Consider the following 25,004-nt stretch of genomic DNA (forward strand, 5'->3'; position numbering starts at 1 on the left):
GGCCCCTGTCACGCCGGGGTCAGGCCGCGAGCAGGGCGTCGACCTTGTCCAGCGCCTCGAGCGTCTTGAAGCAGGCCTCGGCCACTTCCGTGCCCTTGACCGCGAAATGGCGGTGGAAGTACTTGCGGTGCTCCACATGCTCGTGGAAATGATGCGGCGTGAGTACGGCCGAGAAGATCGGCACGTCGGTCTCCAGCTGCAGCGACATCAGCGTGCTCACCACGGTGTTCGCGACGAATTCGTGGCGGTAGATGCCGCCGTCGACCACCAGCGCGCAACCGATGATGGCCGCGTACTTGCCCGAGTTGGCCAAGCGCTTGGCGTGCAGCGGGATCTCGAAGGCGCCCGGCACGTCGAAGATGTCGATGAGCTCGCGCGCCACGCCGAGCCGGTCCATCTCGGCAAGGAAGGCGTCGCGGGCCTGGTGGACGATGTCGGAATGCCATTGCGCCTCGACGAATGCGATGCGCTGGCCGCGCGGCGAGCCCGACGCGGTGACGGCAGAAAGGGGAAGGTCGTTGATCTGACTCATGGTGTGCCTCTTGAAAGCAGGTTTCCTGAATCAGGGCGCACGAAACCACAGACTCGCTCGCGCGCCGGTTTGCAAGGAGCAAAGCAAGGCGCGCGGGCGTGCCCGCATTTCGCGCTCTCTTTCATCCGGACTGTGACCGTCGGCTTCGGAATCGCACCGAAATCTGCTGACCCTCGGACCTGTGGCAGGTCCAAGGCGCTCGCGGGCTTGTGCTGCTTTCGCTGCCATCACCGCCGGTGGGGAATTTCACCCCGCCCTGAGAACGCTTGCCGTCCGGCGAACCGGACGACGGCGCGATTCTAGAAGCCCCAAGCGGCGCGGGGTTGTCGCCCGCGCGCCAGACCTTCGCCCGTGCGGGGGCAAATGTCAGAAGCGGTACGTGGCGCTCGCGGTCAGGGTACGGCGCTGGCCGTAGAAGCAGTCGCCGCGCGCCAGGCAGGTGGTGATCTGCACCTTGTCGGTCAGGTTGGCCACGTTGAGCGCCAGGCGCAGCGGACCGTTGTCCCACGCGAACATCGCGTCGAACAGCGTGACGGCGGGCACGGGGTTGTTGTCCATGCCGTCGTACGACTTGCCCAGGTAACGCACGCCGCCGCCGGCCGAGAAGCCGTGCAGGCCGCCGATCGAGAAACGCTTGGTCACCCAGGCCGAGGCCGTGTGCTTGGGCACACCCGAGATGCGCTTGCCCAGGTCGGCCCCGTTGCTCTTGGACACGCGTGCGTCGGTGTAGGCGTACGAGGCGGTCCAGTCCCAGTCGCGCGCGATGCTGCCCTTGTACTCGAGCTCCAGGCCCTTCACGTGCACTTCGCCGAGTTGCACGCTGTTGAGCGGGTTGGTCGGGTCGGTGGTCTTGCGGTTGGTGTCGCGCAGGTCGTACAGCGCCGCCAGGAACGAGGTGCGCTGGCCCGCGGGCTCCCACTTCACGCCGGCTTCCCACTGCTTGCCGCGCTGCGGCTTGAACGGGTTGTTCGACGTGTCGACGCCGCCCAGCGGCAGGAACGATTCGGCATAGCTCAGGTAGGGCGCCCAGCCGCCGTCGGCCAGGTAGACCAGGCCGGCGCGTTTGGTGGTGGCCTTGTCGTCGGCGGCCGCGGCGGGGCGGCCTTCGGTGTCGGTGGTGGCCTTGTCGTGGCGCAGGCCCAGTAGGCCGATCCAGCGACCGTACTTGACCTGGTCCTGCACGTACAGGCCCGCCTGTTTCTGCACCACCTCGGGCGCGCGCGTGAAGCTGGTGGGCGCCGTGTAGTTGCCGTACACCGGCGCGTACACGTCGAGCGCGCCCGCACGGCCGCGGCCCGAGAGCTTCGAGGTGGTATTGCGCTGGAAGTCGGCGCCCAGCAGCAGTGTGTGCTCGACTTCGCCGGTTTTGAAGTGCGCCTCGGCCTGGTTGTCGAGCAGCAGCATCTTGCCGCCGTTGATGTCGCTGCTCAGGTCGCGCTCGATGGTGCGCTGGTCGGCGTTGAACACGGGGCGTGCCGGGCGGCCCGTGAGGCGGTTGGCGGCGAAGCTGGTGTACGAGGTGTTGTACCAGACCTTGCTTTCCGTCGAGCGCAGGTTCTGGCGCACGGTCCAGGTGTCGTTGATGCGGTGGCTGAACAGGTAGCCCAGCGAGGTGCTGCGCGTGTCGAAGCGGTCGAAGCCGGGCTCACCGGTGAAGGTCGAGGTCGGAATCCGGCCGTAGAGCGACGGCAGCAGCGTGCCCTGCCAAGGGAAGAAGCCGATCAGCGAACCGCTCTTGTCCTTCTGGTAGGAGGCCTGCAGCGTGAGCGATGTGTCGGCGTTCGGGCGCCAGGTCAACGAGGGCGCGATCGCAATGCGGTCGTCCGGCACATGGTCGACCTGCGTGCCGCTGTTGCGGTTGACGGCCACGAGGCGGTACATCCACTTGCTCTCGGGATCGAGCGAGCCGGTGAAGTCGGCGGCGATCTGCTTGCGCGAGTTGCTGCCCAGTTGCAGTTGCACTTCGCGCTGCGTCTCGGCCTGCGGGCGCTTCGACACGAGGTTGAGCACGCCGCCGATGCCGCCCTGGCCGTACAGCACCGACGAGGGGCCGCGCAGGAGCTCCACGCGCTCCAGCATGAACGGGTCGGGCCGGCTGGCGTTGTAGGTGCCGTAGGTGCGCTGCAGACCGTCGAGGTACTGCGTGGCGTCGCCGCCGCGGGTCTTGAATGAATCCACGCGGCTGTCGAAGTAGCTCGACACCACGCCGGCCGTGTAGTTGGTGGTCTCGCGCAGCGTGAGTGCGCCCTGCGCCTCGATCTGGTCGCGCGTGACGACCGAAATGGCCTGCGGCGTCTCGATCAGCGGCGTGTCGGTCTTGGTGGCGGTGCTGCCGCGTTTGGCGACGAAGCCCGTCACGGGGCCGGTGGCGGTCTCGCCGGCATCGCCCGAGACGGTGACGGTGGGCAGGGCCTGCCGCGTGTCGGTGGCGGCCCCGGTTCTTGCCTCTTGGGCGTGCGCGTGTGCGCTGGCGGCGAGTGCCACGGCGGTGGCCGCCAGCGTGGCATAGCCCTGCCGTGCGAGCGGCGTTCCGGGGCGACGATTCTTGAATGTCATGTGCAGCTTCTCCTGTTGTCCTGCGTCTTGTGTCTAGGGCGGGGAGTGGCTGCGGCGCGGTCGGGCGCGCCATGGCTTCTCGGGTGCGAGCAAAAAATTCGGAAACGAACGAGCGCGTGCCAGGGCGACTTCCGAGGGAAAGCGCATCCGGCTGGTGTTGTGGATCTACGGCGTCGTGGGGGCAGTGGCCGGGGGCGGCGACGGGTGGCGTCGTTGCCCGGGCTGCTGCGTCTTCGTTCCTTCGAAGACGGCTGGCGGGTCCGCGGCGGGCGCGGCCGGCTGGCTGAGGCGGGCGATTGTAAAGCTGCGCGCGACGGGCCGCGTCAGCGACCTGCGAGGAACAGGGTCATGCGGTGCAACTCGTCATCGAGGCCCGCGCGAAAGGCCGCGCCGTGTGGCTTCCTCGAATCCGCATAGCCGAAGGCCGGCTGCAGCCGCCCCTCGGGCGCACTCACGTTGGCCCAGCCGATCACACGGTCGTGCCACAGCATCGGCAGCGCGTAGTAGCCGAACTGCCGCTTCGGCGCGGGCGTGTAGGCCTCGAACTTGTACGTCCAGCCCCACAGCAGCTCGAAGCGGCGGCGGTCCCACACCACGGGGTCGAAGGGCGCGAGCAGGCGCGCCGCGTCGTCAGGCGCATGGCGTCTGGAGGCCGGCTTCTCGTCGGCGGGCCAGTACCAGGTGGTGCCGTCGATGCGGCAACTGGCCAGCTCCTCGCGTGCCAGCCGCAGCGCAGCCTGCGTCTGCGCGGCCAGGTGCGGCGCGCCGTAGCCGAGCAGGCGCACGAGGTAGGTCAGGCTCGTGGCCGGCAGCGGGGCGTACTTGCGCACCACCAGTTCGACGAGCGCCGCCGCACGCTGCGCGCGCCCGGCGGGGCTGTCGTCGCAGGGCGGATGGCTCACGGCCTCATAGACCCGCGTGCCGCTGTCACGCCGCACCACGCGCAGCATGCCGCGGTAGTGCATGCCGTCGAGCAGATGGGTGGTGGCATTGCTCGACCCGCCCCAGTAGTTCTGGATGCGGCCATGCGCGAAGTGCTGTTCGACCTGGCGCGGATGCACCGGGCCGTGCTCGCGCACATAGGCCAGCACGTCGGCGGCCTTGCGGCGCGTATCGGCGTCCCAGACTTGCTTCGCCTCGCGCGGATGCATCAGCGCCAGGTGCTCGCGCGGGAGGAAGCCGTAGTTGACGAGGCAATCCTCCTCGATCGCGAGCCGCGCGTAGCGGCTTTCGAGATCGCCCGCGCGGTAGTCCTTCACGCGGTGGCGCAGCGTGAGGTCCTGCGCGCGTGCAGGCGCCCGGATCGGATCGGCCTGCACGAAGCCGAGCTTGCGGATGGCGGCGGGCAGCGTCGTGGGCGTGAAAAGCGTGCGCGCGACGGCGTAGCGGCGCAGGTCGTCGAGGGTGGGGTCGGCCATGCGGCCGATTGCAGCACAGGTCGCGGTTTTTCGCTTCGTTGCGCGTGGCTGTTCAGACGGCGCTCTTGTGCCGTTCGATGCAAGCGTCGAGCGTCTCGGCCCCAGGCCGTTGCCACCAGTCCAGGTTCGAAAAGATCTCGACCTCGCTGAATCCGGCAAAGCCCGCGTCTTCGACCCATCCGCGGATCTTCTTCAATTCGACGACTCCATCGCCCATCATCCCGCGATCGGAGAGCAGGTCGCGCGTGGGCGTGAGCCAGTCGCACACGTGGTACGCCAGCAGCCGCTCGCGACCGGCGCGTGCGATCTGCTGCTGCAGCTTCGGGTCCCACCACACGTGGTAGATGTCGAGCGCCACGCCGAGCATGCCGCTCCTGCCGGCGTCGAGTTCATCGCACAGGTCGAGCGCATGTTCGAGCGTGTTGATGCAGGCACGGTCCGCCGCCTGCATCGGGTGCAGGGGCTCGATGGCCAGCGGCATGCCGACCTCGCGGGCGTACTCCAGCGATGCGGCGATGCCGTCGCGCACCTCGTTGCGCGCGCGGGCGATGTCCTTGTAGGCGGCCTTGCCGTCGAGCGCGCCGGGCAGGGCGCCGACCACCAGCACGAGGCAGGGTGCGTCGAGTGTCTTGGCTTCGTCGATGGCGCGGCGGTTGTCGTCGAGCGCGGCCTTCAGGCCGGCCGCATCGGGCGCGGGGAAGAAGCCGCCGCGGCAGTAGCCCGAGAGGCCGATGCCGTGCGCCTTCAACTGCTTCGCCACCTTGTCGAGCCCGACGGCCGCGACCTGGTCGCGCCAGGGGCTGATGGCGCGGATGCCGCGCTCGGCGCACTGGTCGATGATGCGATCGAGCGGCACCTCGGCGCCCGATTGCTTGCGGATGGTTGCCGTGTTGATCGACAGCCAGTTGTGGTCTTGCGAGAAATCGCGCATGGACTGCTTCAACCTTCCACGCCGTGCAGGGCCAGCAGCGTCTTCATGCGCTGAACTGCAAGTTCGGGCTGCTCCAGCAGGTTGGCCGCGTCGGCCAGGCGGAACAGTTCGGCGAAGTGCTGCAGCGAGCGCGTGCTCTGCTGCCCGCCCACCATCGTGAAGTGCTTCTGGTGGCCGTTGAGCCAGGCCATGAACACCACGCCCGTCTTGTAGAAGCGCGTGGGCGCCGCGAAGATGTGGCGCGACAGCGGCACCGTGGGGCCGAGGATCGCGTGGAACTTCTCGGTGTTGCCCTGAGCCAGGGCGCCGAGCGCTGCGCTTGCCGCCGGGGCGATCGCGTCGAAGATGCCCAGCAGCGCATCGCTCTGGCCGTGCGTGATCTCGCTGCCGAAGCCGTCGCCCGCGATCAGCTCGGCGTAGTTGAAATCGTCGCCCGTGTACATGCGCACACCCTTCGGAAGGCGGCGGCGCATTGCGATTTCCTTGTCCTTGTCGAGCAGCGAGATCTTGATGCCGTCGACCTTGTCTGGATGCGCCGCGATGATGCCCACGGCGGTGTCCATGGCCGCATCGACATCCTTCGTGCCCCAGTAGCCCGCAAGTGCGGGGTCGAACATGTCGCCCAGCCAGTGCAGCACTACGGGCTGCTTCGCCTGGCTGAGGATGCGGTCGTACACGCGTTCGTAGTCGGCGGGACTCTTCGCCGCGCGGGCGAGTGCGCGGCTGGCCATCACGATCAGCTTGCCGCCGAGCGCTTCAATGGCCGCCATCTGTTCCTCGTAGCCACGGATCACGTCGTCGACGCTCTTCACGTCGTCGATGTTCAGGTGGTCGGTGCCGCAGCCCGAGGCCACCAGCGCGCCCGGCACGTCCTTCGCTGCATCGAGTGAGCGACGGATCAGCTCGAGTGACGTGGGCCAGTCCAGGCCCATGCCGCGCTGTGCGGTGTCCATGGCCTCGGCCACGCCCAGGCCCAGCGAGAACAGGTGGCGGCGGTAGGCGATGGTGGTGTCCCAGTCGACCGCGCATTGCAGCCATGGGTCGATGGCCGCGAGCGGATCGGCCACCACGTGTGCGGCCGAGTAGGCGATGCGGTTGAACTTGACGCCCGCGTCGGGCTTCACCGGCGCCGTGCCGCGCAGCGCGTAGGAAGCCAGCGTGCCGGCGGCGGTGGGAAGGTTCAGCGAAAGAGCCATGTCGCGAACCTCGTCAGACCTTCAGCGCGGGCACGTCGACCCAGCGGCGGCCTTGCCACGATTCGAGCGCGGCCTCGACCAGCTGCACGCCCTTGGCGCCTTCGGGCAGCGTCCACTTGTAGGGCGCGTCTTCCACCACATGGCGGATGAAGTGTTCCCACTGAATCTTGAAGCCGTTGTCGTAGACCTGCGAATCAGGAATCTCCTGCCACTGGTCGAAGAAGTTCATGGTCTGCTTCTCGTCGGGGTTCCACACCGGGCGCGGCGTGGCCACGCGCGACTGGGCGCGGCAGCTCGACAGGCCGGCCACGGCCGAGCCGTCGGTGCCGTCGACGTGGAAGGTCACGAGGTCGTCGCGGCGCACGCGCGTGGCCCAGCTCATGTTGAGCTGCGCGATCACCGGCTCGCCGTTGTGGCCGGTGAGTTCGCAGGTGGCATACGCCGCGTCGTCGGCGGTGGCGGTGTAGGGCTTGCCGGCTTCGTCCCAGCGCGTGGGGATGTGCGTGGCACCGATGCACGACACCGACTTCACTTCGCCGAACAGGTTGTCCAGCACGTAGCGCCAGTGGCACATCATGTCCAGGATCATGCCGCCGCCGTCTTCCTTGCGGTAGTTCCAGCTCGGGCGCTGGATCGGCTGCAGGTCGCCCTCGAACACCCAGTAGCCGAACTCCAGGCGCACGCTGAGCATGCGGCCGAAGAAGCCCGCGCGGCGCAGCATGTCGAGCTTGCGCAGGCCGGGCAGGAAGAGCTTGTCTTGCACGGCGCCGTGCTTCAGACCCGTGGCCTTGCCGGCTTCATCGGCCAGGCGGGCGATCTCGACGGCTTCGTTGAGGTTGGTGGCGATGGGCTTTTCGCAGTACACGTGTTTGCCGGCGCGGATGGCCTTGGCCAGCAACGTGGGGCGCATCTGCGTGGTGCCGGCGTCGAAGAAGACGGTGTCGTCCTTGTTCTCCAGCGCCTTGTCGAGGTCGGTGCCCCAGCGCGCGATGTTGTGGGCCTTGGCGAGTGCTTCCATCTTCTCGGCGTTGCGGCCGATGAGGATCGGGTCGGGCATGACCTTGTCGCCGTTCGACAGCGTGACGCCGCCTTGGGCGCGGATGGCGCAGATGGAGCGGATCAGGTGCTGGTTCATGCCCATGCGGCCGGTGACGCCGTGCATGATGATTCCGAGAAGTTGGGTGGCCATCGTTTTCTTCCTTGGGATGCGAGAGGGGAGCTTCAGTAGACGGAACGCATGGCGTCCCACGAGATGCCGGCGCCGGGTCTGCCGGTGGCAAAGCCGGGCGCGGTGGCGAGCGAGGACAGATCGAGCTGTCCGTCGCGCAGGGCGAGGCGCGTGGCGCCATCGCTGGTTTCGTAGAGGCCGGGGTGCAGCTGTGACAGCGCACGTTGCTCGGCCTCGGGCACGGCCGCCAGGCCGTTGACGTAGTGATGACCGTTGCGCTCGACATGTGAGAGGCCGAGCCAGCCGACAAGCGCCAGGTCCTGCTGCACGCCGACGCCGGCCTGCATGGTCAGGTCTTCGCCGGAGAGGAAATGGCGCGGCTTGTCTTGCGCCGCATTCCAGTGCGCGCAACGCGCGGCGTTGACCACCGACTTGTAGAAGCCCTTGCAGCTCTTGCTCGACACGCCGGTGTAGCCGAGCGCACGCGCCTGCACGAAGGCATCGAGCGTGCCGTCGGATTCATCGACGAGCAGCGCAATGCGCTTGCCCAGCGCCGACACGTCGCGCTGCAAGGCCGCGTCGCGGCGGATCGGCTGTTCGACGAAGACCGTCTTCTGCGCGAGCTTCCACAGCACGGGCGTGGACAGCATGCGGTCGAGAAAGACGGCGAAGTCATCGGCATCGGCGTACTGCTCGTTGCCATCGAGCGTCACGAGTTGGGCGTGGCCGTCGATCACGCGGGCGATGCGCTGCAGGCGGTCGATGTCCTGCGCGGTGTTGCCGCAGAGCTTGAGCTTGAAATGCGTGAGGCCGTAGCGCCGCACGGCGGCGGCCAGCGTGGTGGGCAGGCCGTCGGCGGGGGCATCGGGCAACGCGTCGGCGTCGTCGATGGCATCGGCCAGGCCCACCGTGTGGCGTGCGGCGATGCGCGTGCGTGGCGACTGGCTTGCCAGGAAGGCTGGCATGTCGAAACCCGCGAGATCGTCGGCGAGGCCGCTGCCGGCGATGTCGATGCCGCACAGGTTGGCGCTCATGGCGGCGGCGAAGCTCTTGCCTGCGTGCAGGCACAGCGCGTCCATCACGGCACGGTCGATCAGCGCGGGGCCGTAGCTGGCCACCAGCGCCTGCAAGCCCTTGGCCTTGGCGCGGGCCTGCAGCGCGGCGTAGTTCGAGGCGAAGTGCGTCCAGGCGGTCTGTGCGTCGTCTTCGCCGAGGTAAGCGTCGCGTGCATCGCGCAGCGCAAAGCGCAGCTGTTCGAAGTTCTGTTCGTTGTTCAGTGCGGGGTTCTTGTCGAACCACTTGGGCACCATCATCTCCGCCGCGCAGCCCTCGGCGGTGCGGCCGTTCGCGAAGCGGATGCGCGCACGCACATACACCTGCGGGCAGGCCGTGACGGTGGCCGCACCGAAGCGGAACGGCAGGCGCAGGGCCACGTCGCGTTCGGCGAAGCGGATCTCTTCGATGTGGAAACGGGGCGCGTCCATGGTGGCGGGGCGTTCAGTGGTCCAGGATGCCCTGCGAGAAGAAATGCGCGCGCACCTGCTTCGTGTAATGGCCGAACTCGGCCGAGGCCATCACGTCCAGCGTGCGCGGGCGCGGCAGGTCGATGTCGTACACGGCGGCGATCGAGCCGGGGCGCTCGCTCATCACGATCACGCGGTCCGACAGAAAGATCGCCTCGGGGATGCTGTGCGTGATGAGCATCACGGTCTTCTTCGAGGTCATCCAGATGCGCTGCAGCTCGAGGTTCATCTTCTCGCGCGTCATCGCGTCGAGCGCGCCGAAGGGCTCGTCCATCAGCAGCACCGACGGGTCGTGCAGCAGCGCGCGGCAGATCGATGCACGTTGCTGCATGCCGCCCGACAACTGCCACGGGTACTTGCCCTCGAAGCCCTTGAGGCCGGCCATGTCCATCAGCTCGCGCGCCCGGGCCTGCGAGGTGGCCTTGGGCAGGTGCCGCATCTCGGCCTGCAGCAGGATGTTGTCTTCCACGCTGCGCCAGGGCAGCAGCACCGCGCTCTGGAACACGATGCCCACGTCCTTCTGCGGCCCCTGAATGGGCTTGCCGGCCAACGTGAGGCTGCCGCCGCTGATCGGCAGCAGGCCCGCCACCATCTTGAGCAGCGTGCTCTTGCCGCAGCCCGACGGGCCGACGACCGAGACGAACTCGCCTTCGCGGATGGCGAAGTCGAGCGGCTGGAGCGACTCGACCGGGCCGTCCTTGCTTTGGTAGGTCTTCGAGACGCCGCGCGCTTCGATCAGATTGGCTTGGGACATGGAGTGCGTGAGAGATGAGCGAGCGCGCGCGAAGGGGCGGGGATCAGTTCGGCAGGAAATCGAGAGTGACGTAGTCCTCCGGCTTGCCGCGCGTCGACGCATCCATGCCGCCGTACTGCACCAGCAGGTCGAGCGAGTCGTTCACGTTCTTCATCGCCACGCGGAACGGCCGCTGGTTGGCCGTGTCCTTCGTGTGATAGAGCGCCACGCTCTGCTTCATGCCGACGATCAGCGTGTCGCGCACGCCGGCTTTCGGATTGGCCTTGAGCATCGCGTCGACCGCAGCCTCGGGGCTCTTCTCCGCGGCTTCGGCGGCCTTGGTGGACGCGCGCATGAAGCGCTTCACGAGGTCGGGGTTTTCGGTCAGCAGGTTCTTGTTGGTGATGATCCCGGAGCTGATCTGGTTCACGCCCGAGTCGGCAAAGCGGATCGGCGTCACGGGCTTGCCGGTGGCGTCCTGCAGCTTGATCGCCTGGTCCATCACGTAGCCCAGCAGCAGGTCGGCCTGGCCGTTGGTCACGGCATTGAGCTTGGTCTGCGCGTCGCCCGAGACGATCTTCACCTGCTCGGGCTTGATGTTGTTGACCTTGAGGAACAGCGGCCACATCTGCGACATCGAATCGCCCGGCGTCACGGCCACGGTCTTGCCGACGATGTCCTTGGGCGCCTTGATGTTCTTCTCGGTGAAGCCCATGACCGACATCGGGCTCACCTGGAACAGCACGCCCGTCGACTTCAGCGGCGCGCCCTTGGCGGCGGCCTTGATCATGGTGGTGACGTCGATGTAGCCGAAGGTCGCCGACTTGGCGGCCACCGCCTGCGCGGTGACGGCGGAGCCGCGCCCTTCCTGGATGTCGAGGTCGATGCCTTCCTCGGCATAGAAGCCCTTTTCCTTGCCGAGGAAGAAGGGCGCGTGCTCGCTGTACAGGTACCAGTTGAGCATCAGCGTGACCTTGTCCTTCGGCTTGTCGCCTTGCGCGTGCGCAGGGGCGACGGCAAAGGTGGCGAGGCTGGCGATGGCCGCTGCGGCAAGCAGGGAGGGAAATAGTTTCTTCATGGCGTTGTCTCCGGGAGTTTTCTGGTGTGGCAGAGGAGCTCGATGTCCTATCGAGCTGGTACGGGCTCGGCAATGTGAGGCGCGAATGCAGTACCAGGGATACCGCGGAACCGGCTTTGCCGGGCCGCCGGTATCGCCCCCTGAAAGGGGGTTGGCGAAGCGACACGAAGTGCGCGAAGACTGGGGGTCATCTCAAGCTGCATGGCGTTGGGAGGCATGCCACGGGATCATCACGCGCTCGATCAGGTCGACGGCGACGAAGAGGATCACGCCGATGCTCGACAGCACCACCAGCGCGGCGAACATCAGCGGCAGGTCGAAGTTGCCGTTCGCCACCTGCAGCACGTAGCCGATGCCGGAGTTGGAGCCGACGAACTCGCCGACCACCGCACCCACCACGGCCAGCGTGACCGACACCTTCAGGCCGCTGAAGATCGCAGGCAGGGCCTGCGGCAGGCTGATCTTGAAGAAGGTCTGCAGGCGTGTGGCGCCCATCGAACGGGCCAGGTCGAGCATGTCGGGCTCGACCGACTTGAAGCCCATCACCGTCGACACCACCACCGGGAAGAAGCCCAGCAGGAAGGCGCTGATCACCTTCGGGAAGATGCCGAAGCCGAACCACACCACGAACAGCGGCGCGATCGCCACCTTGGGAATGCTCTGCGAGAACACCAGCAGCGGGTACACGTACGACTCGACAAGGCGCGAGTAGGCGATGACCATCGCGATCGGGATCCCGATGACGATCGTCAGCCCGAAACCGCCCAGCGTGGCGAGCGTGGTCTTCCAGCTCTCGGCCAGCAGGCGCGGCCATTCGGCCACGAGCTGCTTCACGACCTCCCACGGCGGAGGAATGAGATACGCCGGGATCTTGAAGAGGCGGATCGCCAGGTCCCACAGCACCAGCAGCAACAGGATCAGGAGGAACGGGCGCAGGGCCGGAGAAAGCAGGAGCTTGCGGAGCATGGCGACGACCGGGAGCCTTCTTCTTCTGTGTCGACTACGGCTGGACCGACAGGCCGGCGGCCTTCACGAGCTGCGCGTTGCTCGCGATCTCGTCCTTGATGTAGGCGTCGAACTGCTCGGGCTTGAGCGTCCAGGCGTCGGCGCCGAGCTTGAGGAAGCGCTCCTTCACCTCGGGCGTGGCGAGGGCCTTCACCACTTCGTCGTGCAGGCGATTGACGACGTCGCGCGGCGTTTTTGCTGGCGCCATCATGCCGATCCAGAAGTTGAACTCGGAGCCGGGCACGCCGGCCTCGGTGGTCGTGGGCACGTCGGGCAGAGCGGCGGCGCGCTTGGGTGAGCCCACGGCCAGTGCGAGCAACTGGCCGTCCTTGATCTGGCCGATGACGGGCGCGATCGGCGAGAAGTAGTAGTCGACGCGGCCCGACAGAACTTCGGTGACGGCTTCGCCCGATCCCTTGAAGGGGATGTTGGTCGCGTCGATCTTCGCGGCCATCTTGAACTTCTCGGCGTTCAGGTGCGTGGCGCTGCCCTGGCCAGCCGAGGCGAAGTTCATGCTGCCGGGCTTGGCACGCGCGGCGGCCAGCAGCTGCGGCAGGGTCTTGATGTTCTTCGTGGGCGAGATCACCAGCGCGTTGGGCAGCGACGAGATCGGCGTCACGCCCGCGAAGTCGTGCAGCGTGTCGAAGGGCAGCTTGGCGAAGGTGGAGGGGCTCACCGTGTGCGACGACGAATGGATCATCACCGTGTAGCCGTCCGGCGCGGCCGTGGCCACCGCCTGCTGGCCGATGGTGCCGCTGGCGCCGCCGCGGTTGTCGATGACCAGCGTCTGGCCCATGCTGAGGCTCATCTTGTCGGCGATGGCGCGGGCAATGATGTCCGTGGTGCTGCCGGCAGCGAAGGGAACGATCACGCGGATCGGCTTGGTGGGGTAGCCGTTCTGCGCGGAGGCCACGCCCGGCAGCAGCGCCGTGAGGCAGGTGAGCGAGGCCACGACGGTGGCGCGTGCAAAGAGCTTCAAGGTTGTCTCCGTGCGGTCGTGCCGCAGTTCTTGATTCATTAATTCACCAATGAGTGAATTGTGAATTGTAGAAACGGCGCCGCCGCAGCGTCAACCGACGCTGCTTGGTAGATACCCGGATGTGCGAAGAGGGCGCCCGGAGGCTCAGGAGGCGCGAAGGCGCACGCCGCGCGTGGGCGGCGCGGCGCTGGTGGCGTTGCTCACGCCTTCTTCAGTGCAGGACGTAGCCCAGGACCAGGTCGGTCATGTGCGAGAGCCGCTGGGCCATCGCCTTGGGCGCACGCAGGTCGCGGCCGAAGATGGCCGAGAGCGTGTGGTTGTTCGAGAGGTAGAAGTAGCAGAGCGAGGCGATCGAGATGTACAGCTGCACGGGGTCCACGCCCGAGCGGAACAGGTTCTCGCGGCGGCCACGTTCGAGCACGGTGTCGAGCAATTGCACCAGCGGGGAGTTCATTTCCTGGATGCGATCGGATCGCTTCAGGTGCGACGCGCCGTGCAGGTTCTCGCTGTTGAGCAGCGTGATGAACTCGGGGTGCTCCAGGTAGTAGTGCCAGGTGAAAGACACCAGCTGGCGGATCGCCTCGACGGGCTCGATCTCGTCCAGGTGCAGGCGCTGCTCGGCGGCGCGGATGTCTGCGTACACGCGCTCGAGCACGGCGAGGAACAGGTCGTCCTTGCTGCCGAAGTAGTAGTAGATCAGGCGCTTGTTCAGGCCTGCACGCTCGGCGATGCTGTCCATGCGCGCACCCGCCAGCCCGCGCGCGGCGAACTCGTCGCGCGCCGACGCGAGGATCGCCTGTTGCGAGCGATCGGCGTCGCGCGAGCGCGGCTCGAGCGTTTCGGGCAAAGAGTCCTTGAGGGCCTTCATGACGCGAATTTAACCAATTGGGGAATTAAGACAAGGCGTGGAAGGCAGGCACACATAATTGCCGGAGACATTTGCAACTGAGGTTCGAACTTCCCATGAGTACATCACAACCCGCTGGCCACCTGATCGTCGAATGCCTGGTCGAACAAGGCATGGAGGTTGCCTTCGGCGTGCCGGGCGAGAGTTTTCTGGCGGTACTCGACGGCTTCCATGCCTACCGTGATCGCGCACGCTTCGTGGTGAACCGGCAGGAGGGTGGGGCGGCCTTCATGGCCGAGGCGCACGGCAAGCTCACCGGGCGGCCGGGTGTGTGCTTCGTGACGCGCGGTCCCGGTGCGACCAATGCATCGATCGGCGTGCACAACGCCTTCCAGGATTCGACGCCGATGGTGCTGTTCGTCGGCGACGTCGGCAGCGACTTCCGCGACCGCGAGGCCTTCCAGGAAGTGGACTACGCCAGCTTCTTCGGTCCGAGCACCAAGGGTTTTGCCAAGCGCGTGGAGCGCATCGACGACGCGAACCGCATTCCCGAGTACATCGCGCGCGCCTTCTCCACGGCGATGAACGGCCGGCCGGGCCCGGTCGTGCTGGTGCTGCCCGAAGACATGCTGCGTACCGAGACGGCCGCACGTCCGCTGGCGCGCGTGGAAGCGGTGCAGCCATGGAGTGACCCGGGTGCGCTGCGCACGCTGCGCGAGCTGCTGCTGAAGTCGCAGCGCCCGCTGGTGATCGCCGGCGGCGGCGGCTGGACCCCGCAGGCGGCCCAGGCGCTGCAGCGCTTCGCCGAGAACTGGCGCCTGCCGGTCGCGAACGCCTTCCGTTTCCAGGACACCTTCGACAACCATCACCCGCAGTACGCGGGCGATGTGGGCATCGCCATCAACCCGAAGCTCGCCCAGCACGTGAAGGACGCCGACCTGGTCCTGGCCATCGGCCCGCGCCTGGGCGAGATGACCACCGGCGGCTACGCGCTGCTCGAAGCGCCGAAGGCCAGGCAGACGCTGGTGCACATCCATGCGAGCGCCGAGGAACTGAACCGCGTCTACCAGGCCGACCTGGCGATCAATGCCGGCATGAGCGCCGCGGCACGCAGCCTCGAAGTGCTGAGTGCGCCGCCTTTGCTGCCGTGGGAAGACTGGACGCAGCAACTGCATGCGGACTACGAAGCCTGGCTCGAGCCGCAGGCGCTCGCCGGCATGCCGGCCGAGACGCCGCGCGGTGCGGTCGACATGGCGGCCGTGGTGGCGCTGCTGCAGAAGCACCTGCCGGCGGATGCGGCCATCACCAACGGTGCCGGCAACTTCGCGAGCTGGGTGCACCGCTACTTCCGCTACCACGGGCTTGTCAAGGGCGCCAAGACGCAACTGGCGCCGACCAGCGGCGCGATGGGCTATGGCGTGCCGGCCGGCATCGCGGCCAGCATTGCCACCGGCCGTGTGGCTTTCACCATCGCGGGCGACGGCGACTTCCTGATGAACGGACAGGAGCTGGCGACGGCCTCGCAGCATGGCGGCAAGAGCATCGTCGTGCTGCTCAACAATGGCATGTTCGGCACGATCCGCATGCACCAGGAGCGCGAGTACCCCGAGCGCACCAGCGGCACCGCGCTGCGCAACCCGGACTTCTGCGGGCTGGCGCGCGCCTATGGCTACGCGGCCGAGCGCGTCACCGAGACGGCGCAGTTCGAAGCTGCGCTGCTGCGCGCGCTGGCGGCGGACACGGGCACGCTGATCGAGATCCCGCTGGACCCCGAAGTGATCACCACGCGCGGCACGCTGTCGTCGATCACGCGCGCGGCGAAGCAGCAGGCGCGGGGCTGAGCGTCGCGCGATGGCGGGCCACCTCGTCACGCAGTGCGGGCGAGCGCAGCTCGAACACGTCGAACAGGCCCAGCGTGTCGAGCGTGGGGACGAGCGACAGCAGATCGTCGCGGGCGATGCGGCGTTCTTCGGCCGGAGCGTGGGTGTCTTCGAGCACCCGCACATTGGCGAGGAAGGCCCCCACCGAGCCCTTGCGCACGGTGATGCCACGGATGACGGTGAAGTCCTGTCCGTCGGGAATGATGTCTTGCGCTTGCATGGCGGTTCCTTGGAGGTCCTGGTGGAGATGCGTTCGATGCTAGGACGCTGGGCCGCGCACGGCTTGCGCCACGGGGCCAATCGATACCGCCCGCGGGCCAGCCATGGCGGCTGAGTCGCCCGCGATGCTCTGGCGCTACGTGCACGACGCACCGCGCGTCACCGGCTATCACGCGCACGAGACCGGCCAGCTGTTCGCGCTGCGCGAAGGCCTGCAGGTCATCGAGACGCCCGCAGGGCGGTGGGTCCAGCCGCCGGGATGGATCGGCTGGATCGCGCCGCGCTGCGCCCATGCCGCCCAGAGCTTCGGGGCCACGTCGGGGTGGAGCCTGCACATCGATGCTGCGGCTGCGGCGCAACTGCCGGAGGGGCCGCATGTTTTCGCCACCACGCCCCTCGTGCGGGAGCTGGTGGCGCGGCTGACTTCACTGGAGATCTCCGAGGCGCTGCTGGAGTCCCGCCGTCTGCGACTGGTGGCGGTGCTGATCGACGAGCTGGTGGCCGGCGGACACGAGTCGCTGCACCTGCCCATGCCACAGGACAAGCGGCTGGTGGCCATGGCGAGCGCGCTGGCGGACGATCCTGCGCTCGCCGACGGCATCGACGAGTGGGCTGATCGCATCGGCATGGCCCGCCGCACGCTCACACGGCGCTTCGCCGCCGAGACCGGCTGGAGCTTTGCGCAATGGCGCCAGCAGGCACGCCTGCTCAAGGCCGTCGAGTTGCTGAGCCTCGGGGAGTCGGTGACGGCCGTAGCGCTGACGGTCGGCTACAGCTCCGTGAGCGCCTTCATCGAGGCCTTTCACAAGCGCTTCGGTTGCACGCCAGCGCGGTTCTTCGAGGAGGGCGCAGCCCTGCCGCAGGCGAAAAAAAAGCCCGCATGAAGCGGGCTTTTTGACTCAGAGGCACGAGGCCCCTGAATGCTTACTTGACGTGCTTGCCGATCAGTGCAGCCAGTTCGAACATCGAAACCTGGGCCTTGCCGAAGATTTCCTTCAGCTTGGCGTCGGCGTTGATGTTGCGCTTGTTGGCCTTGTCTTGCAGGTTGTTCTTCTTGATGTAGTCCCACAGCTTGCTCACCACAGCGGTGCGCGGCAGAGGCGTCGAACCGACCACAGCGGCCAGAGCCGGGCTGGGGGTCAGGGCCTTCATGAACGCAGCGTTGGGGGTGCGCTTCTTGGCGGGAGCGGCCTTCTTTGCAGGAGCCTTCTTCGCCGGTGCAGCCTTCTTTGCGGGAGCTGCCTTCTTGGCGGGTGCTGCTGCCTTCTTGGCCGGAGCGGCCTTCTTTGCAGGAGCCGCAGCCTTCTTCGCGGGAGCGGCCTTCTTTGCCGGAGCTTTCTTGGCCGGAGCCTTCTTTGCAGTTGCCATGGTTGATTTCCTTTTTTGGTTGAACGTTCACCAATGAAAAACTTGCGTCTCCAGTGGCAATGCGGATGCTAAATGAGAAAAAACGCGTTTCCAAGGGAAAAAGCGCTTTTTTCATTGGGAGCTGTTGTTTTTTCAGAGGGGAGAAGGGGTGTAGTTCACGTTCGTCGCCCCGGCCACGTCGCCAGCACCACGCCCACGAGGGCGATGGCGAACGCAAGCAGCTGCGGCGAAGTGAGGTTTTCTCCGAGCACGAGCACGCCCACAAGCGCTGCGCTGACAGGCAGCAGCACGGTGAAGACACCCGCTTGTGCCGCTGGTACGTGGCGAAGTCCGGTCATCCACAGCCACACGGTCCAGATGCTGGCGGCCAGCGCGTAGGCCACGAGCAGTGCCCAGGTGCCGAAGCGCACTGCGGTGAAGTCGAACTGCAGCGCGAACCAGATGCCGAAAGGCATCGACAGCACGAATCCCCAGAGGTTGATGAGCGAGGCGATGCGCTTGGGACCCAGCTTGCCGGTGAGCGACTTGCCGATCACCGCGTAGGCGGCCTCGCAGAGCACCGCGCAGAACACGAGCAGGTTGCCCAGCCACGGCATCGACGGTGCGCCGACCGCACCGCCGGTGGTGGGCGGCGCATGCGTCGGCGAGAAGGCGAGCAGGCCGATGCCGAGTGCGGCGCAGCCGATGGCCAGGCCGATGCGCACCGTGATGCGCTCACGCAGGAAGAGCCAGCTCGCCACCGCGACCACGGCGGGGATCGACGCCATGATCACGCCCGCCGACACCGCACTCGTCAGGCTCACGCCGAACAGCATGCAGATCGAGAACAGGAAGTTGCCGAGGAAGGACTCGAGGAAGACGAGCCCGCGCGTGCGTGCGCTCATGGGTGGTTCGTCCCGTGTGCGCTTGAGCCAGTGCGGCATCGCGAGCGCTGCGATGCCGAAGCGCAGCCAGGCCAGCAGCAGCACCGGGAAGGCCGCCACCAGCGGCTTGGACAAGGCGACATAGCCGCCGACGAGCGACATGCTCAAGGCAAGGCAACCGTAGGCCACGAGGCGGCCGGAGGCGGGGGCAGCGGGGTTCAATAGACTGGACGCTGGTTGTTGATCGGATGGAATCGATGATGCCCCACGTTCTTGTCTACGGCACGCTGCGGCGCGGCGGGCGCAACGACATCGCGCGCTACCGGCCGGCGCCGGTCTTCGTCGGCGAGGCTGTCATTGGGGGCACGCTGTACGACCTGGGCGCGTACCCGGGCGTGGTGCTCGGCGGTGCAGGGCGCGTGACGGGCGAGGTCTACAGCATCGCGCCGGAGGTCGAACGCGAACTCGACCTGCTCGAAGAAGTGGCCGACGACGATTCGGGCGAGTACATCCGGCGCAGCGTGCGCGTGGCGGTGGGGACGCACTGGATCGACTGCCTGGTCTACGAGATCCACCCGACGCGCATTGCGGGGTGCCGCGTGATCGACAGCGGCGACTGGATCGCGCATGCGGCGGAAATCGCAGCGAAAGTACATCGATTTTCACAACCGAAAGAATGATTCCGTATCGCGAAATTTTGAACTGCTGCGCCGCAATATTTTTTCTCGATATGAGAAAAATAATTTCTCATTGAGAAATATCTCCATAAGTTGTTGATTTTGTTGATTCAAAAATATGTCTTCTATAAGACATAAGAGTCCGCAATCCGATTACAGTAACCCCACGGCCGCAACGCCAACCTTCAATCAACCTCACGGAGTGACCATGCCCCAGACCCTGAATGAACAACTGAGCCGCGAACAGCAAATTGCTGCCCTCGAAAAGGACTGGGCCACCAACCCGCGCTGGAAGGGCGTGAAGCGCGGCTACAGCGCAGCTGACGTGGTTCGTCTGCGCGGTTCGCTCCCCATCGAGCACACGCTGGCCAAGCGCGGCGCCGAGAAGCTCTGGGCCAAGATCAACGGTGGTGCCAAGAAGGGCTACGTGAACGCCTTCGGCGCGATCTCCGCTGGCCAGGCCATGCAGCAGGCCAAGGCCGGCCTGGAAGCCGTGTACCTGTCGGGCTGGCAAGTCGCCGCCGACGGCAACACCTCCGAAACGATGTACCCCGACCAGTCGCTGTACGCCTACGATTCGGTGCCGACGATGGTCCGTCGCATCAACAACACCTTCAAGCGCGCCGACGAAATCCAGTGGGGCCGCGGCATCAACCCGGGCGACAAGGAGTTCATCGACTACTTCCTGCCGATCGTCGCGGACGCTGAAGCCGGTTTCGGCGGCGTGCTGAACGCCTTCGAACTGATGAAGAACATGATCGCGTCGGGCGCTGCCGGCGTGCACTTCGAAGACCAGCTGGCCGCTGTGAAGAAGTGCGGCCACATGGGCGGCAAGGTGCTCGTGCCGACGCAGGAAGCCTGCGAGAAGCTGATCTCGGCACGCTTCGCCGCTGACGTCATGGGCGTCTCGACCATCGTCCTGGCCCGCACCGATGCGGAAGCCGCGAACCTGATCACGTCCGACCACGACGCCAACGACAAGCCCTTCCTGACCGGCGAGCGCACGCAAGAAGGCTTCTACCGCGTCAAGAACGGCCTGGAGCAGGCCATCAGCCGTGGCGTCGCCTACGCCCCGTACGCTGACCTGGTGTGGTGCGAAACCGGCGTGCCGGACATCGGCTTCGCTCGTGAATTCGCGCAAGCCGTGCACGCCGCTTGCCCCGGCAAGCTGCTGTCGTACAACTGCTCGCCTTCGTTCAACTGGAAGAAGAACCTGGACGACAAGCAGATCGCCTCGTTCCAGGAAGATCTGTCGGAGCTGGGCTACAAGTACCAGTTCATCACGCTGGCCGGCATCCACGTCAACTGGTTCAACACCTTCCAGTTCGCCCACGCCTACGCCCGTGGCGAAGGCATGAAGCACTACGTGAACATGGTCCAGGAACCCGAGTTCGCCGCACGCGACAAGGGCTACACCTTCGTGTCGCACCAGCAGGAAGTCGGCGCCGGCTACTTCGACGACGTGACCACCGTGATCCAGGGCGGCTCGTCCAGCGTCAAGGCGCTGACCGGTTCGACCGAAGAAGAGCAATTCCACTGATCCGCCACGGATCGTGAGAGCGCGACGGCCATGGCGCCGTCGCCACAAGCCCGGCCTCGCGCCGGGCTTTTTCTTGGGTGCTTGTTTTTCTGATGGGGGTCAGGCTTCGAGCCGCACCTCGCGCACGCCGCGCCCCAGGCGCTGGCGCAGCAGCGTGCGCAGCGTCACGCCGTCCGCGTAGCCGACCATGCCCGCGATCTGCTCCAGGCTTCGATCGCTGGTGCGCAGCAGGTGCACGGCGCGTTCGATGCGCAGGTCCTGTACGTACGACAGCGGACTCTTGCCGAGCACCTGCTGCATGCGACGGGCCAGCGTCCGCTTGCTGGTGCCGGCTGCTTTCGCGGCCTCGTCGAGCGAGAAGCCGTCGGCAAGGCGGCCCCGGGCCCAGCGCTCGAAGCGTTCGACCAGCGGGTCGGTGTGCGAGAGGTGGTCGGAGATCACATAGGCCGATTGCGACGGCCTCGAATCCACGATGAGGTAGCGCGCGACCAGCGTGGCCAGCTCGGGGCTCACCTGCCGCACGAGCCACAGCGCCATGTCCACATGGCTCAAGGCCGCGCCGGCCGTGACCAGGTGGCCTGAATTGACGAGCATGCGTGAGTCTTCGAGCAGCACTTGCGGGTAGCGCTGGCGGAAGAGGGTGGCCAGCCACCACGTCGTGGTCGCCTTGTGGCCCGCGAGCACGCCGGCTTCGGCGAGGACGAAGGTGCCGATGCAGGCGGCCGCGATGCAGCCGCCTTCGCCTGCGCGCGCGTTCAGGGCAGCGCAGGCATCGCGCACGTCGGGACGGCGCAGCGCGGGCTCCAGCGTCTCGGGCATCTTGCAGCCGATGGCGGGTACCACCATCCAGTCGGCGGCGCCGCCTGCGGAGAGCGTTCGGGTCACGGGAACGGTGAAACCTTGTGCCGTTCGTACGCGCTTGCGGGCCCCGACGACCGCGACCTCGAAAGGCGCGACATCGAGCTGCAGCATGGCGGTGAGTTCATTGGCGGTGCTGAAGACATCCAGCACCGTGGACAGGCCGGAGTCGAACACGCCATCAAGGGCCAGGACATCGAGTTTCATGGCAATAAAGATACCAAAGATGTCAAAAGCGCCAATGGCTCACAGGGCGCGGTGTGCCTAGAGTCCATGCCAGCGCTGCGCAATCCCGCGCGTCGTCTTTCACTCCAGGAGATTCCCCATGGTCAAGTTCGCACTGTTTGCACGTCTCGAGGCCAAGCCCGGCAAGGAAGCCGCCGTCCAGCAATTCCTCGAAGCAGGTCTGGCGATGGCGCGCGAGGAAAAGACCACGCCGATCTGGTTTGCGCTGCGGCTGTCGCCCACGACCTTTGGCGTGTTCGACGCGTTCGAAGACGAAGCGGGGCGCCAGGCGCACCTGAGCGGTCCCATCGCGCAGGCCCTGATGGCCCAGGCGCCCGAGCTGTTCGCGGCGCCACCTTCGATCGAACCGATCGAGGTGCTGGGGCTGAAGAACGTGGCGGCAGCCGCGGCGTGATGGCGAAGGAGCAGTCCGTGACAGTTTCCAGCGAGCCGGTGTTCGTCAGCGACGGCGAGCGTTTCATGCCCACTGTGGCCGCAGTCGGTCCGTGGTCTGCCGATGCCCTGCAGGGCAGCGCGACGGCCGCGCTGCTCGTGCGGGCGCTGGAAGCCCATGCGGCGAGCCGTGATCGCGAGGTCGCGCGCCTGAGCTTCGACTTCTGGCGGCCCGCTCAGCGATCGGCGATCACCCTCGATTTCACGATGGTGCGTGATGGCGCCAAGGCCCGCACGGTGGCGATCGAGATGGTCCAGGACGGCAAGCCCGTCCTGCGGTGCACCGCGTTGCTGCTGCGTCGGGGGCCGATGCCTGCGCTTCCGGCCGCGCAAACGATGGAGGCTCCGCGCTTTCCGCCACCGGAAGCGGGTACGCCCGTTCCGGCGGCGGCGTCGCGGATGAGTCCCTTCTTTGCGGGCGTCGATGTGCGCATGGCGCGCGGGCAGATTCTCGAACCCGGGCCTGCGGCCGCGTGGTTGCGCCTGGGGCGCCCGCTGGTGGATGCCGAGCTCGCGTCGCCGCTGGCGCAGGTGGCTTCGGCGGCGGACCTGGTGGCGGGCATCTCGCAGTGGGCGCATCCGTCGAAGCTGGGTTTCGTCAACGCGGACCTCACGATCAACCTGCGGCGCGCGCCGCGAGGCGACTGGATGCTGCTCGACGCGGTCACGCTGCCCGGTGACCTGGGCATTGGCTACGCCGTGGGGCAGTTGCACGACCGCGACGGCGCGATCGGCCAGTGCGCCTCAAGTCTTCTCTTCGAGGCGCGCGGCTGAAGCATGGAGCGGCTAGAATCGGCGCCCTCTGCACTCAACAAGAGCGAGAAAGGCACCTTGGTTATGACACCGCGAACTACCCCGCAAGGATTCAGCGGCTTTTTCTTCTTTGAAGGAAAGGGCCGGTAGCCCCGCGCTCGCTGGTTTTTCCAGCTCACCAACCAAGCAAAGCGCGGCATCCACCGCGCTTTTTTGTTTTTCTCCCCGAGGTTTTCACATGATCCAGATCACGCTCCCCGACAACTCCCGCCGCGAGTTTCCCGGCCCGGTTTCGGTGGCCCAGGTGGCCCAGTCCATCGGCCCCGGCCTCGCCAAGATGACGGTGGCCGGCAAGATCGACGGCAGGCTCGTCGATGCCAGCGACATCATCGACCGCGACGCGAAGCTCCAGATCATCACGCCCAAGGACGACGAGGGCCTGGAGATCATCCGTCACTCGACGGCCCACCTGGTCGGCCACGCAGTGAAGCAGCTGTACCCGACGGCCAAGATGGTGATCGGGCCCGTGATCGACGAAGGCTTCTACTACGACATCTCGTTCGAGCGCCCCTTCACGCCCGAGGACATGGCCGCCATCGAGGCGCGCATGCGCGAGCTGATCGCGCAGGACTACGACGTGATCAAGAAGATGACGCCGCGCGCCGAGGTCATCGAGGTCTTCAAGTCGCGCGGCGAGGACTACAAGCTGCGTCTCGTCGAGGACATGCCCGACGAGCAGGCCATGGGCCTGTACTACCACCAGGAATACGTCGACATGTGCCGCGGCCCGCACGTGCCGAACACGCGCTTCCTGAAGGTCTTCAAGCTCACGAAGCTGGCCGGCGCCTACTGGCGCGGCGATGCCAAGAACGAACAGCTGCAGCGCATCTACGGCACGGCCTGGGCGGACAAGAAGCAGCTCGACCAGTACATCCAGCGCATCGAGGAAGCCGAGAAGCGCGACCACCGCAAGCTCGGCAAGGAACTCGACCTGTTCCACATCGACGAAGTGGCGCCGGGCGTGGTGTTCTGGCACCCCAAGGGCTGGGCGGTCTGGCAGCAGGTCGAGCAATACATGCGCGGCATCTACCGCGACACGGGCTATTGGGAAGTGAAGGGTCCGCAGATCCTCGACAAGAGCCTGTGGGAGAAGACGGGCCACTGGCAGAACTACCGCGACAACATGTTCACGACGGAGTCGGAGAAGCGCGAGTACGCGCTCAAGCCGATGAACTGCCCGGGCCATGTGCTGATCTTCAAAAGCGACCTGCGCAGCTACCGCGATCTGCCGCTGCGTTACGGCGAGTTCGGCCAATGCCACCGCAACGAACCGAGCGGCGCGCTGCACGGCATCATGCGCGTGCGCGGCTTCACGCAGGACGATGGCCACATCTTCTGCACGGAAGACCAGATCCTCGACGAGTGCATCGCCTATACGGCGCAGCTGCAGAAGGTCTATGCCGACTTCGGCTTCACGGACATCCTCTACAAGGTTGCGACGCGGCCCGAGAACCGCGTGGGCTCCGACGAGCTGTGGGACAAGGCCGAGCATGCGGTGATGGAGTCGCTGCGCCGCTCGGGCGTCGATTTCGTCATCTCGCCCGGCGATGGCGCCTTCTACGGCCCGAAGATCGAGTACACGTTGCGAGACGCCATCGGCCGTCATTGGCAGTGCGGCACGATGCAGGTCGACTTCAACACGGCCGAGCGTCTGGGCGGCGAGTACGTTACGGAATCGAGCGGCCGCGCCCACCCGGTGATGCTGCACCGCGCCATCGTCGGCAGCCTTGAGCGCTTCATCGGCATGCTCATCGAACACCACTCCGGCGCCATGCCCGCGTGGCTCGCTCCGGTGCAGGTGGCGGTGCTCAATATCAGCGAAGGACAGGCCGATTACGCTGCGCAAGTTGCGAAAACGCTGCAAAATCAAGGGCTTAGAGTCCAGCTCGACCTGCACAACGAAAAGATTACGTATAAAATACGGAAGCATTCGTTGCAAAAGCTCCCTTACATCCTCGTCGTGGGTGACAAGGAAAAGGAAGCAGGTGCCGTCGCAGTGCGCGCCCGGGGCAATCAAGACCTCGGTGCAATGTCCCTCGAATCGTTCACGCAACGGCTCGTTCAGGACGTTGCCGACAAGCGTTGATTTGTCTTCGGAACACCCCCATATGTTTCCTGCCAAATCGTGCCGCTTGTCCGCGA

At 66.5% G+C, this 25,004-nt stretch carries 23 protein-coding genes and 1 riboswitch; of the genes, 7 read left to right on the top strand and 16 right to left on the bottom strand.

Going from position 1 to position 25,004, the window contains the following annotated elements:
• Positions 1-19: 19 nt before the first annotated feature.
• The 12 genes from D3H34_RS13930 to D3H34_RS13985 form a co-directional block, all read right to left on the bottom strand.
• The gene (locus tag D3H34_RS13930) at positions 20-532 is read right to left on the bottom strand and encodes a 6,7-dimethyl-8-ribityllumazine synthase (RefSeq protein ID WP_119554108.1); all 513 of its coding nucleotides are present in this window, start codon (positions 530-532) and stop codon (positions 20-22) included.
• A gap of 109 nt (positions 533-641) precedes the next feature.
• Positions 642-800, bottom strand: a riboswitch (FMN riboswitch).
• Positions 801-898: 98 nt separating this feature from the next.
• On the bottom strand, positions 899-3,088 hold the full coding sequence (locus tag D3H34_RS13935) for a TonB-dependent siderophore receptor (protein ID WP_119554109.1): 2,190 nt from the start codon (positions 3,086-3,088) through the stop codon (positions 899-901).
• 323 nt (positions 3,089-3,411) lie between these two features.
• The gene (locus tag D3H34_RS13940) at positions 3,412-4,506 is read right to left on the bottom strand and encodes a DNA glycosylase AlkZ-like family protein (protein WP_119554110.1); all 1,095 of its coding nucleotides are present in this window, start codon (positions 4,504-4,506) and stop codon (positions 3,412-3,414) included.
• Positions 4,507-4,558: 52 nt separating this feature from the next.
• Positions 4,559-5,437, bottom strand: coding sequence for a sugar phosphate isomerase/epimerase family protein (locus D3H34_RS13945; protein ID WP_119554191.1), 879 nt, complete (start codon positions 5,435-5,437; stop codon positions 4,559-4,561).
• Positions 5,438-5,445: 8 nt separating this feature from the next.
• Positions 5,446-6,633, bottom strand: a complete 1,188-nt coding sequence (locus D3H34_RS13950) for a dihydrodipicolinate synthase family protein (protein ID WP_119554111.1) — start codon at positions 6,631-6,633, stop codon at positions 5,446-5,448.
• A gap of 13 nt (positions 6,634-6,646) precedes the next feature.
• Positions 6,647-7,822, bottom strand: a complete 1,176-nt coding sequence (locus D3H34_RS13955; RefSeq protein ID WP_119554112.1) for a Gfo/Idh/MocA family protein — start codon at positions 7,820-7,822, stop codon at positions 6,647-6,649.
• A 32-nt stretch (positions 7,823-7,854) separates the two neighbouring features.
• The gene (locus D3H34_RS13960; protein WP_119554113.1) at positions 7,855-9,285 is read right to left on the bottom strand and encodes an enolase C-terminal domain-like protein; all 1,431 of its coding nucleotides are present in this window, start codon (positions 9,283-9,285) and stop codon (positions 7,855-7,857) included.
• A gap of 13 nt (positions 9,286-9,298) precedes the next feature.
• Positions 9,299-10,078 carry an ABC transporter ATP-binding protein gene (locus D3H34_RS13965; protein ID WP_119554114.1) on the bottom strand — a complete coding sequence of 260 codons (780 nt, stop codon included), beginning with the start codon at positions 10,076-10,078 and terminating at the stop codon, positions 9,299-9,301.
• 43 nt (positions 10,079-10,121) lie between these two features.
• On the bottom strand, positions 10,122-11,135 hold the full coding sequence (locus D3H34_RS13970; protein WP_119554115.1) for an ABC transporter substrate-binding protein: 1,014 nt from the start codon (positions 11,133-11,135) through the stop codon (positions 10,122-10,124).
• Between the two features lie 192 nt (positions 11,136-11,327).
• Positions 11,328-12,101, bottom strand: coding sequence for an ABC transporter permease (locus tag D3H34_RS13975; RefSeq protein ID WP_119554116.1), 774 nt, complete (start codon positions 12,099-12,101; stop codon positions 11,328-11,330).
• Positions 12,102-12,135: 34 nt separating this feature from the next.
• Positions 12,136-13,119 carry a tripartite tricarboxylate transporter substrate binding protein gene (locus tag D3H34_RS13980; protein WP_119554117.1) on the bottom strand — a complete coding sequence of 328 codons (984 nt, stop codon included), beginning with the start codon at positions 13,117-13,119 and terminating at the stop codon, positions 12,136-12,138.
• 211 nt (positions 13,120-13,330) lie between these two features.
• Positions 13,331-13,987: a TetR/AcrR family transcriptional regulator gene (locus D3H34_RS13985; RefSeq protein WP_119554118.1), complete on the bottom strand. Its 657-nt coding sequence runs from the start codon at positions 13,985-13,987 to the stop codon at positions 13,331-13,333.
• A gap of 95 nt (positions 13,988-14,082) precedes the next feature.
• Between D3H34_RS13985 and D3H34_RS13990 the strand changes: the two genes are divergently transcribed.
• The gene (locus D3H34_RS13990; RefSeq protein WP_119554119.1) at positions 14,083-15,807 is read left to right on the top strand and encodes a thiamine pyrophosphate-binding protein; all 1,725 of its coding nucleotides are present in this window, start codon (positions 14,083-14,085) and stop codon (positions 15,805-15,807) included.
• Here D3H34_RS13990 and D3H34_RS13995 read toward each other — a convergent pair.
• A complete protein-coding gene (locus D3H34_RS13995) occupies positions 15,773-16,066 on the bottom strand; it encodes a hypothetical protein (RefSeq protein WP_119554120.1) in 294 nt (97 codons plus the stop codon). The two genes, D3H34_RS13990 and D3H34_RS13995, sit on opposite strands and share 35 nt — an antisense overlap.
• 103 nt (positions 16,067-16,169) lie before the next feature.
• Here D3H34_RS13995 and D3H34_RS14000 point away from each other — a divergent pair, with 103 nt between their 5' ends.
• Positions 16,170-16,949 (top strand): AraC family transcriptional regulator, encoded by a 780-nt coding sequence (locus D3H34_RS14000; protein WP_119554121.1) that lies wholly within the window; start codon positions 16,170-16,172, stop codon positions 16,947-16,949.
• Positions 16,950-16,989: 40 nt separating this feature from the next.
• On the opposite strand, the gene D3H34_RS14005 is transcribed toward D3H34_RS14000, so the two are convergent.
• A complete protein-coding gene (locus tag D3H34_RS14005) occupies positions 16,990-17,433 on the bottom strand; it encodes an SWIB/MDM2 domain-containing protein (RefSeq protein WP_062473465.1) in 444 nt (147 codons plus the stop codon).
• A 155-nt stretch (positions 17,434-17,588) separates the two neighbouring features.
• A complete protein-coding gene (locus D3H34_RS14010; protein WP_119554122.1) occupies positions 17,589-18,518 on the bottom strand; it encodes a DMT family transporter in 930 nt (309 codons plus the stop codon).
• A gap of 35 nt (positions 18,519-18,553) precedes the next feature.
• Between D3H34_RS14010 and D3H34_RS14015 the strand changes: the two genes are divergently transcribed.
• Positions 18,554-18,976, top strand: a complete 423-nt coding sequence (locus D3H34_RS14015; RefSeq protein ID WP_119554192.1) for a gamma-glutamylcyclotransferase family protein — start codon at positions 18,554-18,556, stop codon at positions 18,974-18,976.
• Positions 18,977-19,181: 205 nt separating this feature from the next.
• Positions 19,182-20,513, top strand: a complete 1,332-nt coding sequence (aceA, locus tag D3H34_RS14020) for an isocitrate lyase (RefSeq protein ID WP_119554123.1) — start codon at positions 19,182-19,184, stop codon at positions 20,511-20,513.
• A gap of 99 nt (positions 20,514-20,612) precedes the next feature.
• Here the strand turns inward: aceA and D3H34_RS14025 are convergent, their stop codons facing one another.
• Entirely contained in the window at positions 20,613-21,578 is a 966-nt protein-coding gene (locus tag D3H34_RS14025) for a GlxA family transcriptional regulator (protein ID WP_119554124.1), read from the bottom strand.
• A gap of 118 nt (positions 21,579-21,696) precedes the next feature.
• Here D3H34_RS14025 and D3H34_RS14030 point away from each other — a divergent pair, with 118 nt between their 5' ends.
• The 3 genes from D3H34_RS14030 to thrS all read left to right on the top strand — a co-directional run bounded on the left by D3H34_RS14030 (position 21,697) and on the right by thrS (position 24,948).
• Positions 21,697-22,011 (top strand): putative quinol monooxygenase, encoded by a 315-nt coding sequence (locus D3H34_RS14030; protein ID WP_119554125.1) that lies wholly within the window; start codon positions 21,697-21,699, stop codon positions 22,009-22,011.
• Positions 22,012-22,028: 17 nt separating this feature from the next.
• Complete coding sequence (locus D3H34_RS14035; protein WP_167481195.1) at positions 22,029-22,823, top strand: thioesterase family protein; 795 nt, start codon at positions 22,029-22,031, stop codon at positions 22,821-22,823.
• A 217-nt stretch (positions 22,824-23,040) separates the two neighbouring features.
• Positions 23,041-24,948, top strand: coding sequence for a threonine--tRNA ligase (thrS, locus tag D3H34_RS14040; protein WP_119554127.1), 1,908 nt, complete (start codon positions 23,041-23,043; stop codon positions 24,946-24,948).
• Positions 24,949-25,004: the final 56 nt, after the last annotated feature.

The sequence above is a fragment of the Acidovorax cavernicola genome (assembly GCF_003581445.1).